Source organism: Aliivibrio kagoshimensis (assembly GCF_050337105.1).
GTDB classification, from domain to species: Bacteria; Pseudomonadota; Gammaproteobacteria; order Enterobacterales; family Vibrionaceae; genus Aliivibrio_A; species Aliivibrio_A kagoshimensis.
Genome location: NZ_JAKJSQ010000021.1, coordinates 1 through 18466, shown reverse-complemented (window position 1 = coordinate 18466; position 18466 = coordinate 1). Strand labels below are relative to the sequence as shown.

At 43.4% G+C, this 18466-nt stretch carries 16 protein-coding genes; 7 read left to right on the top strand and 9 right to left on the bottom strand.

Annotation, left to right across the window (positions count from 1 at the left end; genetic code table 11):
• Nucleotides 1-51 precede the first annotated feature (51 nt).
• The 6 genes from L4C32_RS09105 to priA form a co-directional block, all read right to left on the bottom strand.
• Nucleotides 52-957: a 1,4-dihydroxy-2-naphthoate polyprenyltransferase gene (locus L4C32_RS09105; protein ID WP_428196558.1), complete on the bottom strand. Its 906-nt coding sequence runs from the start codon at nucleotides 955-957 to the stop codon at nucleotides 52-54.
• 121 nt (nucleotides 958-1078) lie between these two features.
• Entirely contained in the window at nucleotides 1079-2416 is a 1338-nt protein-coding gene (hslU, locus tag L4C32_RS09100) for an ATP-dependent protease ATPase subunit HslU (protein ID WP_428196557.1), read from the bottom strand.
• 12 nt (nucleotides 2417-2428) lie between these two features.
• Nucleotides 2429-2962, bottom strand: a complete 534-nt coding sequence (hslV, locus tag L4C32_RS09095; RefSeq protein WP_428196556.1) for an ATP-dependent protease subunit HslV — start codon at nucleotides 2960-2962, stop codon at nucleotides 2429-2431.
• A gap of 127 nt (nucleotides 2963-3089) precedes the next feature.
• Nucleotides 3090-3638, bottom strand: coding sequence for an SPOR domain-containing protein (locus L4C32_RS09090; RefSeq protein WP_428196555.1), 549 nt, complete (start codon nucleotides 3636-3638; stop codon nucleotides 3090-3092).
• A gap of 124 nt (nucleotides 3639-3762) precedes the next feature.
• Complete coding sequence (gene cytR, locus L4C32_RS09085; RefSeq protein WP_428196554.1) at nucleotides 3763-4767, bottom strand: DNA-binding transcriptional regulator CytR; 1005 nt, start codon at nucleotides 4765-4767, stop codon at nucleotides 3763-3765.
• 203 nt (nucleotides 4768-4970) lie between these two features.
• Entirely contained in the window at nucleotides 4971-7196 is a 2226-nt protein-coding gene (gene priA, locus L4C32_RS09080) for a primosomal protein N' (protein WP_428196598.1), read from the bottom strand.
• Nucleotides 7197-7433: 237 nt separating this feature from the next.
• On the opposite strand from priA, the gene rpmE reads away from it, so the two are divergent.
• Together rpmE and L4C32_RS09070 are read left to right on the top strand one after the other, a co-directional pair.
• Nucleotides 7434-7652, top strand: a complete 219-nt coding sequence (gene rpmE, locus L4C32_RS09075; RefSeq protein WP_428196553.1) for a 50S ribosomal protein L31 — start codon at nucleotides 7434-7436, stop codon at nucleotides 7650-7652.
• Nucleotides 7653-7878: 226 nt separating this feature from the next.
• Nucleotides 7879-9126: a malic enzyme-like NAD(P)-binding protein gene (locus tag L4C32_RS09070; RefSeq protein ID WP_428196552.1), complete on the top strand. Its 1248-nt coding sequence runs from the start codon at nucleotides 7879-7881 to the stop codon at nucleotides 9124-9126.
• Between the two features lie 89 nt (nucleotides 9127-9215).
• On the opposite strand, the gene metJ is transcribed toward L4C32_RS09070, so the two are convergent.
• A complete protein-coding gene (metJ, locus tag L4C32_RS09065) occupies nucleotides 9216-9539 on the bottom strand; it encodes a met regulon transcriptional regulator MetJ (RefSeq protein ID WP_428196551.1) in 324 nt (107 codons plus the stop codon).
• A gap of 206 nt (nucleotides 9540-9745) precedes the next feature.
• Between metJ and L4C32_RS09060 the strand changes: the two genes are divergently transcribed.
• The 3 genes from L4C32_RS09060 to metF all read left to right on the top strand — a co-directional run bounded on the left by L4C32_RS09060 (nucleotide 9746) and on the right by metF (nucleotide 14535).
• Nucleotides 9746-10912, top strand: a complete 1167-nt coding sequence (locus tag L4C32_RS09060) for an O-succinylhomoserine (thiol)-lyase (RefSeq protein ID WP_428196550.1) — start codon at nucleotides 9746-9748, stop codon at nucleotides 10910-10912.
• Complete coding sequence (locus tag L4C32_RS09055) at nucleotides 10913-13357, top strand: bifunctional aspartate kinase/homoserine dehydrogenase II (RefSeq protein WP_428196549.1); 2445 nt, start codon at nucleotides 10913-10915, stop codon at nucleotides 13355-13357.
• Nucleotides 13358-13644: 287 nt separating this feature from the next.
• Entirely contained in the window at nucleotides 13645-14535 is an 891-nt protein-coding gene (gene metF, locus L4C32_RS09050; RefSeq protein WP_428196548.1) for a methylenetetrahydrofolate reductase, read from the top strand.
• A gap of 59 nt (nucleotides 14536-14594) precedes the next feature.
• Here metF and L4C32_RS09045 read toward each other — a convergent pair whose 3' ends face one another.
• Both L4C32_RS09045 and zur read right to left on the bottom strand, forming a co-directional pair.
• The gene (locus tag L4C32_RS09045) at nucleotides 14595-15056 is read right to left on the bottom strand and encodes a chemotaxis protein CheX (RefSeq protein WP_428196547.1); all 462 of its coding nucleotides are present in this window, start codon (nucleotides 15054-15056) and stop codon (nucleotides 14595-14597) included.
• A gap of 40 nt (nucleotides 15057-15096) precedes the next feature.
• Complete coding sequence (gene zur, locus L4C32_RS09040) at nucleotides 15097-15531, bottom strand: zinc uptake transcriptional repressor Zur (protein WP_428196546.1); 435 nt, start codon at nucleotides 15529-15531, stop codon at nucleotides 15097-15099.
• Between the two features lie 310 nt (nucleotides 15532-15841).
• On the opposite strand from zur, the gene L4C32_RS09035 reads away from it, so the two are divergent.
• Both L4C32_RS09035 and L4C32_RS09030 read left to right on the top strand, forming a co-directional pair.
• On the top strand, nucleotides 15842-17470 hold the full coding sequence (locus tag L4C32_RS09035; RefSeq protein ID WP_428196545.1) for a methyl-accepting chemotaxis protein: 1629 nt from the start codon (nucleotides 15842-15844) through the stop codon (nucleotides 17468-17470).
• Nucleotides 17471-17859: 389 nt separating this feature from the next.
• Complete coding sequence (locus L4C32_RS09030; protein ID WP_428196544.1) at nucleotides 17860-18426, top strand: hypothetical protein; 567 nt, start codon at nucleotides 17860-17862, stop codon at nucleotides 18424-18426.
• Nucleotides 18427-18466: the final 40 nt, after the last annotated feature.

The following is an 18466-nucleotide window of genomic DNA, read 5'->3' as shown; positions in this document are numbered from 1 at the left end:
GCCACCACGTTAATGCAATGACCAAGCACAAAGAATTGATCTTTAAAACCGTTACGAGATCACAATGCCTACAGAGAAGAGTAAGTTAGTGATCAACGCGCATTTAACAATGGTGCCCATCATAGGTTTGATCGATTCGCCGTCAGGGGCTCGGTAGGTATCGATACCGTGTTTAATGAGTAATGGTAGCGCCAGTAAAAAGAGCCAACTGAAGAGAGTTTGTACTTCAAGGGCTGCAAACAGTGAAAATCCAACCACCGCGGTTATTAACAGTACCAAATGATACTGTCGGCCCCACTTAGGCCCCATTTTAACCACGAGAGTTAACTTGCCACACGCGGCATCATTATCAATATCACGTAGATTATTAATATTTAAGACGGCAGCTGCCAGTAACCCGCAAGAGAGGGCGGGGAGGATTATTGTCGGATTTAGGGTTCCAGTGTGCAGATAGTAGCTCCCTGCCACGCCGAGTAAACCGAAAAATATCAATACGGAAACATCCCCCATACCACGGTAACCGTATGGTTTGTTGCCGACCGTGTAGGTGATGGCGGCGACTATCGCTAAAATACCCAGAGCGATGAAACCAAGGATATCTTGCAAGTTATTGAACGCTAACATAACGAGGACGACACCACTCACAAGTGTCAGGATGATATTAACGATTAACGCTTTTTTCATGGTTGCCGCTGAGATCAACCCCGACTGCATGGCACGTTGTGGGCCTAAGCGCTCATCATTATCGGTCCCTTTTACTGCGTCACCGTAATCATTAGCCAGATTAGATAAGATCTGTAACAGGGTTGCAGTCAGTAGTGCTAATAGAGCAATCGAGAGGGAGAAGTGATGCTGCCAATAGGCGAGCGCACTGCCACTGGTGATTGACGCTAAAGCCAGAGGAAGCGTTTTAAGGCGGATTGCCCCGAGCCAGACTGATAGTGAAGTTGCTTTCATGAAGGTAATTAGTTAGCGAAATCGTACGTTATTATTCATGTTTTGTTACAGCAAGGCAAGTGCAGGGAGAGGAGAGCAAGTTGTTATTCACGTTGTAGTTAACAACTTGCTCAATATGGTGTTATAGAATGAAACGACTGAGATCTTCGTTTTCAACTAATTCACCGAGACAATCGGTTACGAAGGTTCTGTCTATCGTCACTTTTTGTCCGGACTTTTCAGAGGCGTTATAAGAGATCTCCTCCATCAAACGCTCCATTACCGTGTGTAAGCGTCGAGCACCAATATTTTCAGTGGTCTCATTCACTTTCCAAGCGGCTTCGGCAATTTGATCAATGCCATCTTCGGTGAAATCGATCTCCACCTGTTCGGTGGCCATTAATGCAATGTGCTGCTCAGTGAGCGAGGCATTAGGTTCCGTTAAAATACGTTTAAAGTCATGACTGCTTAATGCTTCTAACTCTACACGGATCGGTAAGCGCCCTTGTAACTCAGGGATAAGGTCAGACGGTTTCGCCACTTGGAAAGCACCTGAAGTAATAAACAGAATATGGTCCGTTTTTACCATGCCATGCTTAGTGGAGACAGTGCTGCCTTCAATAAGAGGAAGCAGATCTCTCTGCACACCTTCACGTGAGACATCTGGGCCTGATGAGTCACCACGTTTACAGATTTTATCAATCTCATCGATGAAAACGATGCCGTTATTTTCAACATTGAAGATCGCTTGCTCTTTCAGCTCTTCTTGGTTCACCAGTTTCGCCGCTTCCTCTTCAGAAAGGGCCTTTAACGCATCTTTGATTTTCATTTTGCGTTTTTTAGTCGTGTTGTTCCCAGATAGGTTCTGGAACATGCCTTGAAGTTGGTTGGTCATCTCCTCCATACCTGGAGGCGCCATGATCTCAACACCGACTTGCGGGGCTGCGACATCCACTTCGATCTCTTTATCGTCTAATTTCCCTTCACGCAGCTTCTTGCGGAACGTTTGACGAGTGTTCGATGCTGGAGCGGCTTCAGACTCATCTTGTCCCCAAGAGTCACGAGCTGGCGGTAGCAAAACATCCAGTACACGCTCTTCGGCATTCTCTTCAGCCAGACGAGTAAATTGTTTCATCGCTTGCTGATGAGTTAACTTCATTGAAACGTCCATCAGATCGCGGATGATGGTTTCTACCTCTTTACCGACGTAGCCTACTTCGGTAAATTTAGTGGCTTCAACTTTAATAAAGGGAGCATTGGCAAGACGTGCCAGTCTGCGGGCAATTTCGGTTTTACCCACACCCGTCGGACCAATCATTAGAATATTCTTTGGGGTCACTTCTGCACGTAAGTTGTCGTTAAGTTGCATACGGCGCCAGCGGTTACGCAGAGCAATAGCCACCGCACGTTTTGCTTTATCTTGGCCGATGATGTGGCTGTCTAGCTCGTGTACAATCTCACGGGGAGTCATATCAGACATAGTTAAACCCTATTACTTTTCAGAACCGTCGAGCTCTTCGACAGTATGATGATGGTTAGTGAAGACGCAGATATCACCCGCAATGTTGAGTGACTTTTCCGCAATGGTTCTTGCGTCTAAATCGGTATTTTCAAGAAGTGCCGTTGCGGCGGCTTGAGCAAAGTTGCCCCCAGAGCCAATCGCAATAAGATCATTTTCAGGCTGAACCACATCGCCATTACCTGTAATGATCAATGAGGCCGTTTCATCCGCGACTGCTAGCAGTGCTTCTAGTTTTCTTAAAGCGCGATCACTTCGCCAGTCTTTGGCTAATTCAACCGCAGCTTTGGTAAGGTGGCCTTGATGCATTTCGAGTTTACGCTCAAAGCGTTCGAACAGGGTGAAGGCATCAGCAGTACCACCGGCAAAACCCGCCAGTACTTTATTGTTGTAGAGACGGCGAACTTTTTTAGCATTGCCTTTCATTACGGTGTTGCCTAATGATACTTGGCCATCACCTGCGATAACGACTTTGTCGCCACGGCGTACAGATACGATTGTAGTCACGGATAAAACCTCTTAATTGGCTCTGCTCTGTCTAGATAGAGTCATAGACTTGTTATTCTTTATTATTTGGGGATAGAGAGAGGCGATTTCAAGAGCCAGCAGGCGCTGACTCTCGATTTGATGTCGATTATTGATCTTTCCAGATGGCACAAGGCTCAATTTTTGCGCGCTGTAAGGTGTGGCGATCTTTTTCAGCCTGTCGTTTGTACTCATAAGGGCCTAATACCACACGATACCAAGAGCTTCCTTCTTTACGTCGAACATCACTGGTTAAGCCTTGAAAGGCGATACTCACTTTACGGCTCTCTGCTTGCGCTTTGGTTTTGTATGCGCCGCACTGCATGATGTAAGGAACGGCTGATTTCTCAAGTTCGTTCTGCTTCACTTCGACCACTCGTTCAGGAAGATCTTTTTTGTAATCCCACTTCTCTTCAGGAGGAGGCGGAAGATCTTTTTTAGGGGCTACAGGTTTGGGTTTAACGGCTGGAGTGGTCACCATCGGTGCGCTAATATCTGGTTCAGGGTCGTTACTTAATAGATATAAACCATAGCCAAATACACCAATGAGAAGAGCCGCAATAATGGCAGTTTTCAACGGGAAAGCGGGTGCTTTATTACTTTTCTTTTTGGTCGTTTTTTTGCTTCGACCGCGTTTTACATAATCTCTATTGGCCACGACATTTACTTATGTTAGATAAAAGAGGGTGAATCTGTATGGTAATCAGTTGCACTAAGTCTGGCTAGCCTTAGTGCAAAATTGTGGACAATAAATCAAATTACACAACAGAGTTTGCTCAATATTAACACTTAGGAGGCGCAGTGCTCTCTCTGATGGTTAATGTCGCATCTAACAGACGAGAACCAATTTGCACTTCTCTGCCTTTTAGGCGCTCAAGCAGCATCAGCATCGATTGACGACCAATCTCATATCGAGGTTGAGAAACGGTTGTTAGTGGAGGATCGTAATATTGTGAGAATTGAATATCATCAAAACCGATAATAGAGAGATCTTGAGGAATACGAAGTCCCATCTTTTTCGCTTGATGTATTGCACCAATCGCCATTACGTCATTATGACAAAAAATGGCCGTTGGGGTCTCTGGCAGGGCCATTAATCGAGTTAATGCTGTTGAGCCAGATTCAAAACTAAAGTCACCGAAAGCCGTATAGGTTGGGTTCATCGTAACACCACCGCGACGCAGTGCTTGTTGGTACCCTTGATGGCGGAAGTGACAGAGGGTTGCTTGCTCCGGGCCCGATATTTGAGCAATCTGCTTATGGCCAATCTGGGTTAAATAGTTAACCGCTTCAAAGGCGGCGGTTAAGTTATCGATATGAACCGTGGGCAGCTCTAGTTCTGGAGAGTATTCACAAGCCATCACCATAGGAGGTAAGTTTTTCTGTTCCTGTTTACTGACATCAAAAGGTAAATCGGTGCCGAGTAACAGCATACCATCGACTTGCTTTGTGAAGAGTAAGTTAACAAAAGAGTCTTCACGCTTCTTCTGTTGGCGACTGTCCCCTAGTAGAACGATATAGCCGTTCTCCATAGCGGCTTCTTCTATGCCTTTGATGATTTCAGTAAAGTAGGGGTCACAAATATCAGGGACAATAGCCACAACAGTTTTAGACTCATTGCGACGTAAATTACGCGCAAATGAGTTTGGGGAATATCCGGATTCAATGACCGCCTCTTCCACTCGTTTTCTGGTGGTAATGGATACTTTTTCTGGATTCATCAACGCTCTAGAAACCGTCGCGGTTGATACTTCAGCCAGTAAAGCAACATCCTTCATTGTCGCCATGCTATATACTCCCTAATATTTTGGTTTGCATTATGTTCTATCTTCCTGGTAGTCACAAATTCAATGCAAATAATGAGGTCAAAATTACCAATTCAATCTTATTYTCTAATGTAACGATTAAATACAGTGGTCATAACAGAACTCGCACTGTAAATGAGATATATGTCACGTAAATGTGAATTACATGCATGTTGATACATTGTTTAACTTAAATCCTGCGGCTCAATATCGATAGACCAACGCACACTTTTTGCTAATGGTAACAGTTGAATAGCGGGTTTTGCACTTCTTAAGAGTGTCTGCATCACTTTGCGATTAGGGGCTTGTAACAGCAGCTGCCATCGGTATTTTCCGGCGCGTTTGGCCAGTGGTGCTGGGGTTGGCCCTAACACAGGGGTAAATTGGTCATACACAGGGTTACTTTCTAAAATGCCTCTAATTTGACGAAGAAACTCTTCAACCATTTGATTATTATTAGCTTCTGCCCTAAATAACGTTAAAAATGTGTAGGGGGGCAGCATCGCCTGTTGCCGCTCTAGTAGAGCCGTCTTAGCAAATGCGCCGTACCCTTTGTGCAGCAGTGATTGCAGCAGCTGATGCTCTGGATGGTGAGTTTGCAGTAAAACCTCACCGGGTTTACTGGCTCGCCCGGCTCGCCCTGCCACTTGAATAAAGAGCTGGGCTAGGCGCTCTGGTGCTCGAAAGTCACTGCTAAATAGAGAACTGTCCACATCAATCAAGCCCACTAGGGTGACATTCGGGAAGTGATGCCCTTTAGCTAACATTTGTGTACCGATAAGGATCTGGTACTCCCCCCGCTTTATCGACTCTAAGTAGTTTTCTAGGCTCCCTTTCTTTCGAGTGCTATCACGATCAATACGGATGGTTTTGAACTCAGGGAACAGTTGATTGAGTTGAGTTTCTAGTTGCTCAGTCCCGACACCGACAGAGATCAACTGAGTGGAACCACACCCATGACACTGATGCATGATGGGCTGTTGTGATCCGCAGTGATGGCAACGTATTTCACTGCTGTGCTGGTGGAAGGTGTAGAAGGCATCACAACGTTTGCACTCGGCCATCCAGCCACATTCATGACACATCAATGCTGGTGAGTAACCTCGGCGATTAAGAAACAGAATGACTTGATTGCCTTCGGTGAGATGCTTCCTCATTTGAGCGATCATCGGTGCAGATAGGCCACTTTCAAGGTAGAGACCTTTGACATCTAATACACCATGTTTCGCGGGGTTAGCGTGCCCCGCCCTGCGTGTCAGAGTTAAGTGGTGGTACTTTCCGGTCTTGGCATTATGTAGAGTCTCTAATGCCGGGGTCGCTGAACCTAAGACAATGGGAATGTTGTCTAGATTGGCTCGCATTACCGCTAAGTCTCTGGCGTGGTAACGCATGCTATCTTGCTGTTTATAAGAAGCGTCATGCTCTTCATCAACAATAATAATGCCTAGATCGTTAAATGGGGTGAAGAGTGCAGAGCGAGTACCGATAATAATGCCAGCGTGTTTATCTTTTGCACTGAGCCATGCATTCAGCCTCTCGGTATCATTAAGGCCGGAGTGAATGCTCTCTACTGGAACATTAAAACGGCGTTTAAAGCGATTGATGGTTTGAGGGGTTAATCCAATTTCAGGAACCAATACCAAGGCTTGTTTCCCTTTCCGAAGTACCGGTTCAATTAAATTGAGGTAGACTTCCGTTTTGCCTGAACCTGTCACGCCTTCTAATAGGTAGCAACCAAACTCTGGATTGGCATTCACAGAGGCGACAGCAATGGCTTGTTCCTCATTTAGCTGAGGTTTCTCTTCAGTCACACTGAATGATGAGTGCCAGCATTGTTGCTGTTTTTGCACTTGTCGCTCTTCAATCCACTGTTTCTTTTGTAACGCTTTTAACGTAGCGGAACTGATCTCCTGTGACAGAAGCTGCTCATGAGGCTGAGAGCAGAGATGTAACAGTGAGAGGACTTTGGCCTGTTTTGGTGCGCGAGTGAGCGAACTGATATTCTGGTTTTTGCCCAGTTCGGTAAGGTGCCATTCGCGCAGAGTATCGAAACTGGCCGCTTTACCTTTACGGAGCCAAGCAGGCATCGCATTGGCGAGCGTATCACCAAGAGGGTATTGGTAATATTCACTGCTCCAAGTTAACAGGCTATAGAGTGAACTCGGCCATAATGGCGTGTTATCTAAAACTTGGGTGAGCGGTTTTAGCTTCTCAAAACTGAAATCAGAGAAGTTGGATAGGCGCACTACAATACCAACCAGCTGTTGTCGGCCAAAACCTACTTTCACTCTTCCTCCAACCACTGGAAATTGGTCTGGCTTTATTTTGTAGTCAAAACAGCGATCTAATGGCACGGGTAAGGCGACATGAGCAACCGTATTTTTCTCAGAAGTGTTTTTATCAGATGCGATGACCAAGCTTCACCAGATGTTTTTAGCGGTAATAAAGAGAGGGTAGCTTATCATAAATCCTCGACTTGAAAATTTAACTTATCGAAGAGGTTGATCCTTGCGCAATGTTTCATTATGATACGCCGCCTTACTTAGTGTAATTAATCTACACTCGGTGATGACATAACTATTTTATTTATTACGTGTGGTGTTCGGCTTAGAATCGAATGGCGACACGGCCTAATTGAGGTTTTCCCCATGAAAACAGGTATCCACCCAGAATACACTTCAGTAGCAGCAAAATGCTCTTGTGGTAATGAGTTTGAATTCAACTCAACACTAGCTAAAGACACCATCAACCTAGACGTATGTGACAAATGTCACCCGTTCTACACTGGTAAGCAACGTATCGTTGATACTGGCGGCCGTGTTGATCGTTTCAACAAGCGTTTTGGTGCAATCGGTTCTAAAAAATAATTTAGTTCTTATGCCCAATAAAAAAGAGGTGCACAATGTGCGCCTTTTTTGTGCCTGTAAAACAATTTTTGACTCTTTCTGTAAACAATATAAACTAAAATTGTAAACAATGTGTATAAAGTGGTTTAAAAAATAAATACAAATATTAAACCTGTGGCTAGGAACTTAGCCGTATATCAATTACTATTTTATTCAAATCACAATAACTCGACCTATGGGTAACAAAATGTCTGAAGATTTTCGTCAACAAGCTCTTGATTATCATGCTCTTCCTGTACCAGGGAAAATTGCTGTTGGTTTAACAAAACCTGCAGATACTGCTGAAGATTTGGCTCTAGCATACAGTCCAGGTGTCGCGGAACCTGTACGTGAAATTGCTCAAAATGCTGATAATGTTTACAAATACACGGCGAAAGGCAACATGGTCGCAGTTATTTCAAATGGTACCGCTATTCTAGGGTTAGGGAATCTAGGGCCTCTAGCATCTAAACCTGTCATGGAAGGTAAGTCTTTACTGTTTAAGCGTTTCGCAGGTCTAGATTCAATCGATATTGAAGTAAAACACCGCACGATTGATGAGTTTGTTGATACCGTAGCTAATATTGCAGATACGTTTGGTGGCATTAATTTAGAAGATATCAAAGCACCAGATTGTTTTGAAATTGAACGTCGTCTGATTGAACGTTGTGATGTGCCTGTCTTTCACGATGATCAACATGGCACCGCGATTGTTACCGCTGCAGGCATGTTAAATGCGCTGGATCTACAAGGCAAAGAGTTAAGTGAGTCAACGATTGTCTGTTTAGGCGCGGGCGCGGCTGCAACAGCATGTATGGAGATGTTGATCATGTGTGGTGCTCAACGTGAAAAAATCTACATGTTAGATCGTAAAGGGGTGATTCACACTCGCCGTGAAGAGCTGAATGAATATAAGCAAAAATTTGCTAACAATACCGATAAACGTACTCTTGAAGATGTTATCGAAGGCGCAGATATCTTCTTAGGGGTATCTGGTCCAGATCTTCTTCCTGCAGAAGCGCTTAAGTTGATGGCAGAGAAACCGGTAGTCTTTGCATGTTCAAATCCAGATCCTGAGATCAAACCTGAATTGGCTCATGAAGTACGTAACGACATCATCATGGGAACGGGTCGCTCTGATTACCCTAACCAAGTGAATAACGTACTTTGTTTCCCATTCATCTTCCGTGGTGCACTTGATGTACGTGCCAGTGTGATTAATGATGAGATGAAGCTAGCAGCGGTTCACGCGATTCGTGAATTGGCAAAAGAGCCTGTTCCACAGTCGGTACTAATCGCATCGGGTGACAGTTCACTCGAGTTTGGTCCTGAGTATATTATTCCAAAACCTATGGACCCTCGTTTACTGCCAAGAGTCGCAAAAGCGGTCGCACAAGCGGCGGTTGATTCAGGCGTTGCACGTATTGATATGCCTGAGAACTATCTAGAGAGCTAAAACATCTCGTATTAAAAAAGCCCCAACTTCTATAAGAGAAGTTGGGGCTTTTTGTTTGGTATTTAAAACCGTGTGATTATACGGAGATATTACTCTTCGTCGTTGAAGTCTTCGATTTCGATCCCCATCGCGGTCATCATCGCTTTGGCTTCAGTAGGGATGTCATCCGGACGATCTTTTCTTAAGTCGTCATCTGTTGGTAAAGGCTGACCAGTATAAGCGTGCAAGAAAGCTTCGCATAAAAGTTCGCTATTAGTGGCATGACGGATATTGTTCACTTGGCGACGAGTGCGCTCATCAGTCAGTATTTTTAATACCTTCATAGGAATTGAAACTGTAATTTTTTTTACTTGCTCACTTTTTTTACCGTGTTCGGCGTAAGGGCTTAAGTATTCGCCATTCCAATCTGCCATTTTTTACCTTTACCTGGTGTTAATTGTGGAGGATAGATAACCGTTTATTAGCCTAAAGGGTTATGCAACAAAATTAAAGCGATTTTAGCGGGATTTACCGCCACATGCAAAGACATATAGACGTCCAGAAGTGTTGACGTCTTGTTTCGCTGGGTTTAGAATGTCTTTAGGTTTGGTATTTTAGCATTAAAAGGGAAAGGAAAGTTATGCGAAACAAGAAAACCGCAACGATTTCAGTTCGAACTGGTATTGAGTCCGACTCGCAGCATAATGCTGTGGTTCCACCGATATATCTTTCAACCAATTATAGCTTTCCTGAATTTGGTGATGTTCCTGAATATGATTACGCTCGTAGTGGTAATCCGACTCGAACACAACTCGAAACCGCCTTAGCGAAGCTAGAATCTGGCGCAGGCGCTGTAGTCACCAACTGCGGCATGGCGGCACTGAACCTACTGGTTTCGGCAAAGTTGGGCCCAGATGATCTTATTGTCGCACCACATGATTGCTATGGTGGGACGTACCGACTGTTTGATTCACGTGCGCGAAAAGGGGATTTCAACACACTTTTTATCGACCAATCTGACCCTATCGCTTTAGAAAAAACACTCGCATTAAAACCCGCGCTGATCCTTCTTGAAACCCCCTCTAATCCGCTGCTTCGTGTGGTAGACATTACCGATATTTGTCAAAAAGCGAAATTGATAGGGGCGCAAGTCGCTGTAGATAACACGTTTCTCTCTCCCGTTTTACAGCAACCTCTCACATTAGGTGCTGATTTTGTGATCCACTCAACCACTAAGTACATTAATGGTCACTCTGATGTGGTTGGAGGCGTTATCATTGCCAAAGATGAAACCGATGCGACCGATTTGGCGTGGTGGGGAAATTGCATTGGTTCAACAGGGACTGCATTTGATAGTTATTTAACGCTGCGAGGCATTCGCACCTTGAGTGCCAGAATGCGTGTGCATGAAGAGAATTCAATGGAAATTCTTGAGTGCTTAAAAAATCAGTCGTTAGTCGGTACAATCTATCATCCAAGTCTACCTGAGCACCCTGGACATGAGATTGCAAAACGCCAACAGTCTGGTTTTGGAGCGATGTTAAGTTTTGAGCTAAACGGCAGCTTAGAGCGATTAAAAGTGTTTGTATCAGCTCTTCAACTTTTCTCACTAGCAGAGTCATTAGGAGGGGTGGAGAGTTTGATTGCCCACCCTGGCAGTATGACGCATCGCGCAATGTCAGATGAAGCACAAGCAGAAGCTGGGTTAAACCCAACGTTATTACGCCTGTCTGTTGGAATAGAGGATAGTAGAGATTTGATTGAAGATTTAGAACAAGCGTTTATTAAAGCGGCGGAGGTTGCTTAAATGCCAAGCTCCATTTTAGACAGTACTTTGATTGCGTCTGGACAGAAACAACTGCACAAATTTGGTGGAAGCAGCTTAGCGAACCCTGAGTGTTATCGCCGTGTCTGTAATATATTAAAAGAGTACTCCGGTCCAAATGATTTGATTGTGGTATCCGCTGCTGGCAATACGACCAACCGAATTTTAGAGTGGTTAGCCTACTTGGATAAAGATGGGCGTCTTGCTCATGAGAGTTTGCAATCACTGAAGCAGTATCAGAGCTCATTAATTGAAGATCTGTTACCTTCAGACGTAGCAGTGCCTCTTTTGGAGACACTGGCGCAAGAGATGACAGCGCTCAATAGCTACACGTCACCGTTAAGTGAATCTGAAAAGTCAGACGCATTGGGTCATGGTGAGGTGTGGTCTTCTCGTTTGTTAGCTGCTTTATTGAACCACTCAGACATGCAAGCGATCCCAGTGGACTCTCGTCTGTTTTTACGGGCAGAGCGAGCAGCGCAGCCAGAAGTTGAGCACTCCCGTTCGTGGCCCTTGATTCAAGAGGCATTGGCACAACACAGCAATCGACGTATTGTGATTACCGGGTTTATGGCTCGTGATGTTCACGGCGAGACCGTTCTGCTTGGGCGAAATGGATCCGACTATTCAGCCACTGTAATAGGGGCCTTGGCAGAAGTGAGCCGAGTGACCATTTGGAGTGATGTCGCTGGTGTCTATAGTGCTGATCCACGTAAAGTTTCTGATGCCTGCTTGTTGCCTTTGCTTCGTTTAGATGAAGCCAGTGAATTAGCTAGATTGGCCGCCCCAGTGCTGCACAGCCGGACGTTGCAGCCAGTTGCGCAGAGTTCGATTGATCTTAACTTACGCTGCAGTTATCAACCGGAAGCTGGCTCAACACGCGTCGAACGTGTATTGGCGTCAGGTCGCGGAGCTAAAATTGTTACCTCATTGGATGATGTGTTTATCATTCAGCTCAATTTAGGCCACAGCCACGACTTTGAACGGTTACAAGAACAAGTATTGAGAGTATTAGCGCGAGAGCAACTTCAGCCTTTAGCTATGGAGTCGCAGCCAGATCAAGACAGACTGGTCTTAGCCTATACCGCTGAAATTGTGAATGAAGCACTGAGTGTCCTACAAGATGCGGCTATCGAAGCGGAGATCAAACTCAAAGAGGGTTACTCAATGGTTGCTGCTGTTGGGGCTGGGGTTGTGAGTAACCCAATTCACAGTCACGGCTTCTATCACCAACTGAAAAGTAAACCTGTTGAGTTTGTGTGTGAGTCTGAGTCCGGACTGAGTCTGGTAGCAATTTTACGCAAAACCAATACATCCAGTTTGATTACCGCAATACACAGTAGCCTGTTCCAAGCTCAAAAGAGAGTGGGTGTTGTGCTGTGTGGTAAAGGGAATATCGGCAGCAGCTGGTTACACCTTTTTGAAAGAGAGCGAGCGGAACTTGAAAAGCGTCAAGGGATGCAGTTTGCACTCATTGCCGTGGTATCGAGTGATCAATACTGGCTTAATATGGGGGGCATTAACCCAAGCGAAGCGTTAACGAACTTCAAAGATGAAGCGATTGAACACCGTTCTGGCGAGTGGCTTGATAAGCTCTATCATCAACAAGAGTACGATGAAGTTGTGCTGTTGGATGTGACAGCCAGTGCTGAACTGTCGGCACAATATGCTAAATTTGCCGAGTATGGTCTTCATCTTATCTCAGCCAATAAAGTGGCGGGCTCTGCGCCTAGCCATGAATATTACCGAGTGCAAGACGCCTTTGCGAAAACCGGAAGACACTGGTTATATAATGCCACGGTTGGTGCGGGTCTGCCGATCAATCATGCGGTGAGAGATCTGCGTGAAAGTGGTGATACCATTATCGCTATTTCAGGCATCTTCTCTGGTACCTTGTCATGGTTGTTCCAACAGTTTGATGGGCAAGTTCCTTTTACTCACCTTATCGACATGGCGTGGCAGCAAGGACTCACCGAACCGGATCCAAGATCGGATTTAGACGGTTCAGATGTGATGCGAAAGTTGGTGATTCTGGCTCGAGAGTCTGGTTTTAAAATTGAACCTGAGCAGGTGAAAGTGGAATCGTTAGTTCCTGACTCGTTGCTTAGTGTGTCACTCGATGACTTCTTAGAGCAAGGCGATGTTCTGAATGAGATTCTATGCGAACGTTTAGAGCGTGCTAAGCGAGACGATAAAGTGCTGCGTTATGTTGCACGTCTATCTAAAGAGGGGAAAGCTAGCGTGGGAATAGAGGCGCTTCCTACTGAACATCCACTGGCTAACTTACTGCCTTGCGATAATATTTTTGCTATTGAAAGCCGATGGTATCGCGATAACCCGTTGGTTATTCAAGGTCCAGGTGCAGGTAAAGAGGTCACGGCAGGCGCTCTGCAATCAGACCTTAATCGTCTGGCCAGCCTACTATAATCTACGTTCACTTCTGAACCCAACAAAGCAGAGTCTTCTTAGGCTCTGCTTTTTCATTTCGACAAATTCCAGCTATATTTTATAAATAGGATGCCGTGTGTTTTGGCTCTATGAATATCCTTTATTATTAAGTTGAATAAAATTCATGTTTATAAACTTGACAATGATCATTATAAAAGACATTCTGTAGACATGTAGCGGTTTAGACGTCTATACGGTTGTTTGCTCCAGTTACCTTTTTTGATTATATTTTTATTGTGGTGATTTCCACTGGACGGGAGTTAAATATGGCATATTCACACGCGAGTCACCTCGATTCGCTTAACCAAAACATTGCTGAGTTAGGCGATAACATCAATGTGTCATTTGAGTTCTTCCCACCAAGTTCCGAGAAGATGGAAGAGACGCTGTGGAGTTCAATCCACCGACTAAAATCACTCAAGCCTAAATTTGTTTCAGTCACTTACGGTGCAAACTCTGGTGAGCGTGATCGCACACACTCCATTATTAAAGAGATCAAAGACCAAACGGGTTTGATTGCTGCACCTCACTTAACCTGCATCGATGCGTCAAAAGATGAATTAACATCCATTGCGAAAGATTATTGGAATAACGGCATTCGTAATATCGTTGCGTTGCGTGGCGATTTACCCCCTAACAGTGGCAAGCCTGAAATGTATGCAACAGATCTGGTTGAGTTGTTAAAAAAAGAGGCTGATTTTGATATCTCAGTGGCTGCGTATCCAGAAGTGCACCCTGAAGCAAAAAGTGCTCAAGCAGATCTGCTTAACCTTAAACGTAAAGTTGATGCGGGAGCGAACCGCGCTATTACTCAGTTTTTCTTTGATGTAGAGAGCTACCTAAGATTCAGAGACCGCTGTGTTGCCGCAGGCATTGATGTAGAAATCATTCCGGGAATTCTTCCGGTATCAAACTTTCAGCAGGCAAATCGATTTGCCAAAATGACCAACGTGAAAGTACCAGGTTGGATGGCGAATCAGTTTGCTGGATTAGATGACGATCCAGTAACTAGGCAGATGGTTGGAGCGAGTCAAGCTATTGATATGATTAGAGTGCTTAGCCGAGAAGGGGTAAAGGATTTTCACTTCTATACTCTGAACCGTGCTGAAATGACTTACGCAATGTGTCATACCTTAGGTGTGAGACCACAAGGCTAAAAAACAGACATAAAAAAGCCGTGAACATTAAGGTCACGGCTTTTTTCTATCAGATATCGCTATTCGAATGAAATCTCAATGTGGGCATTACCCCACTCGGTTTCAAAAGGCATGATAATAATTGCGCCTTTACATTTATGGCTAATAGTGTGGCCACGACCCGAAACAACAATCGGTGTTGCCATATCAAAATCATAACCTGATTCCGATAAAATTCTCTTCGCCCCGCCAGCCACCATATTGGTGATTTCGCCAACCATGTCAGAAATCTCTTCGTTAATGGCTTTCGGTCTTTCACCTAGCATTTTCTCCATGACCTCTAAAGCTAGCCCCTCTTCAAAACTGATGGACATAGAGCCCGCCACTTTTGGGCCAACCATACCAATCAATCCAGAGACGTCGCCACGAGCAACTTCATCTTTTTTTACTCTTGGCTTTTGTGGAGTGAGATCCATAGTCGCCATGGTTTTCAGTACATTCAATAATGATACTAAAAACGGATTTACAAATTCAGCACGCATAATAGTAGTAATTATTCCCTTTCAAACCGTTAACTATGCTCTATTTTTGGCACTTTCTACACACGCCATGGGTTTCCATCACGTGGCTTTTAACGGTAAATTCAAATTTATCAGCATTGATTTTTAAACGCTGAGTTAACTCTTTATCATGTATCTCTTCCACATTACCACATTTATCACAAATGAGCAGTTGAGAGCAGTGTTCATTCTCGCCAATTACACAGCAAGAAACAAAGCTATTAGTCGACTCCACACGATGGATAAACCCCTGAGCTAACAGGAAATCTAACGCGCGATAAATCGTAGGTGGTTTTGCTTTTGGTTCAGTTTCTCTTAATTTATCAAGGAGATCATAAGCACTGATAGAACCTTGATGAAATAGGATTAACTCTAAAACATGTAAGCGTTGAGGTGTGAGTCTAACGCCACGTTGATGGCAGATTTGCTCAACTTTATTTAATAGTGATTTATCCACGAAATCTGAGTTCTTCAATCAACGAATTAGTGAGCGATTCTACCACAATCAGTATCAATTAATCACTAATAGCGAATTAGAGTTAAGGGTATTAATAAATCGCGAACTGGATCACTCTATTTTATTTTCTCCGCAAGCTCTTTGCTTCTATATAACCCTAGATACATTGTAAAAACGAGCACGAGTATTTTTCGGCTGTTGCATTGCAATTGTTGACATTGTTGTCAATACTCAAATGACTAAGCAGTGAGTGGCAATGCAATTGGATGCATTGAGTCGGTTGGTAAACTATTGTTTTAAGGGGCCATATGTGAAATCAATATCTTCGAAGCTGTTATTAATTCCTGTTCTGTTTAGTTTGGCAATGTTGGTGGTTAATTATAATAATTGGTTAACGTCAAATGAGGTTATGGCTAGTTTTAGCTCTGTTTACGAAGATAGGGTTGTACCATTAGCTAGCTTGAAAGAGATCTCAGACTTATATGCAGTGAATATTATCGATGCAGCGAATAAAAAACATGTTGGTTTAATATCTTATCAAGACTTCAAGGCAGGCGTTCTAGATTCTTTAGAGAAGGCGGAAGGGATATTTGAGGCTTACATGCAAACCAAACTCACAACAAATGAAGAAGAGCTAGCTTTGATACTGAAAGGTAAAATTAATGGATTGAATGCTCAATTACCAATGATTATCGATGAATACGAGTCATCAAAAATTGATGACTTTGCTCTAATCAAACAGATGTATTTGTTGATAGATGATCTAGGTGAAGTGTTGTCCAAGTTGATTTCACTTCAATTAGAAGAAGCCAACGTTGAGCTTAATAGGTCTGAGGCTGCCTTAGATAAAGCAAATACATTAGGAGGTGTTTTTTTATTGATTTCTGCTCTATTTCTCTCTTTTTTGTCTGCGTATTTAGTGCGTAGAGAGCTCCGAAATTTGCCTACCATTCTGAAGTGGCTTGAGGAGTTATCTAAGGGGCAGCTATATCAGCCTCAAACAAAAGTGTCCAATAACGAGTTAGATTTTATTGCCAACTCTTTAGCTGAGTTATCAAATAAACTGTCAATGGTCACTCTTGAAAGTCAGCACAAAATGGAATCACTCTCTTCAAAGCAAAAAGAAATTGATAGCTCAATCGATAAAAACAAAACTAATTCCCTTGAAGAGATGTCTTCAGTAGAGCAAGTTGCAACGGCAGCGACAGAGCTCTCCTCAACCGCTAGCGATGTTGCTATTAATGCTGCGCGTGCTGAAGAAGCCGTCTTAGAGGCGACAAAAATAATTTCTTCTAGCCAAGAAGTGCTGATGAAATCTAATGACACAACAAAACAAGTCAATACATCAATCCGTGATGCGCAGCAGTTGGTCAATACATTAAGAGAGCACTCAGAAACAATCAGCTCTGTGGTTGATGTTATCAATAGTATTTCAGAACAAACCAACCTATTAGCATTGAATGCAGCCATAGAAGCGGCAAGAGCTGGAGAACAAGGGAGAGGCTTTGCCGTTGTTGCTGACGAAGTTAGGGCTTTAGCTGCAAAAACCCAACAGTCTACCGTTGATATTCAAGCTATTGTTACTTTGCTTCAAGAGCAATCCAAACAAGCTGATGATTCAATGACAAGGAATGTGGAATTAACGGGCAAGACACAACTAGCCACCGCTGAACTTACAGAATCTTTTAAATATGTTTCGGAGAAGGTGTCAGCCATTTCGGATGTGAACTCAATTGTCTCTACAGCGGCAGAAGAACAAAGTGCAGTAACGGTAGATATTTCAAAGCAATTAGAGGAGATCAATCAACTTGTTCAAAGTAATCTGAGTGGCATTGAGGATACCAACCAAGCAAACCGCGCGATCAATGAGTTGACTGAACAATTAAGCGCAGAGCTTGCCTTTTTTAAGGTTACCCATCAAGAGAAATCATTGAGATAGATCTGTCGCTACTCATCGTTTCATAATGGTGTGAGTTGCGACTTTTTTCTGAACGTTTTAGATTCACGGTGTATAATTCGCGAATTATTAAATGATGAGAGTCATTTAGAACTGTGCGTTACCGTGTTTGAAATGAGGTCTATTAGTGTCAAAGCTAGAAAATACAAGTAATTACCCTATGCAGCGCTTCAGCGTTGCCCCGATGCTAGATTGGACATACATTCTAGCTGTATAAGGCTTACGGGTAACCTAGGGGGACTAGAGGTAGACCATTTAACTTTTTGTCCTAACTAGATTATAGATTGATAACGTAACGCTTCCTATAACTTCTTATTTTTTGTAAACTTACCAACCCTTTTAATCCATTTAAATTTTGAGAGTTCTAGTTAATGAATGCAACCCTATCATTAGAAGAAGTTCAGCAAGCTTTGTTTTCTTTTAGTGCTAAGCAGAGCAGTGAAAGGCTTCCTATGAACGTTTCTCTTAAGATTGATGATGGTGATGATGAAGTAAAAAAGGATCTTCAAAGGTTAATAGAAGAAGGGAAAATCCTCTGGAACTATAATATGAAGTCACAGATAGGATTTAATCCTGCGTCTAACCCTGACCATTTAATTAGATGTGTTGCATATTACGGTAATAAAGAGATGGAGTATTACTGTGTTGGTTACGTTCTTGGTTGCGTAAACAAAGACGGTGATGCAATGGAAATTGATTTTATCGAAAAAAGAAGCGATGCAAGTGAAGATCTTCGTTCAAAGTTCTTACCAATAATTGTTGACGCGTTCGCGACCTATGGGTTATATCTAAATAGTAGAGAATTAGCTAATATAAATAAATTGGTATTAGTGGGACCTGTTGAAGAGGTTTTAAGCTACTATAAAAGAAAGGGATTTAATTTTTCTGAAGACTACAAAGGGACTACTGCTATGATAATGGATAAATTTACTGGATAAAAAACCAATTGAAAAAAAAAGCAGTGTATATATAATACAC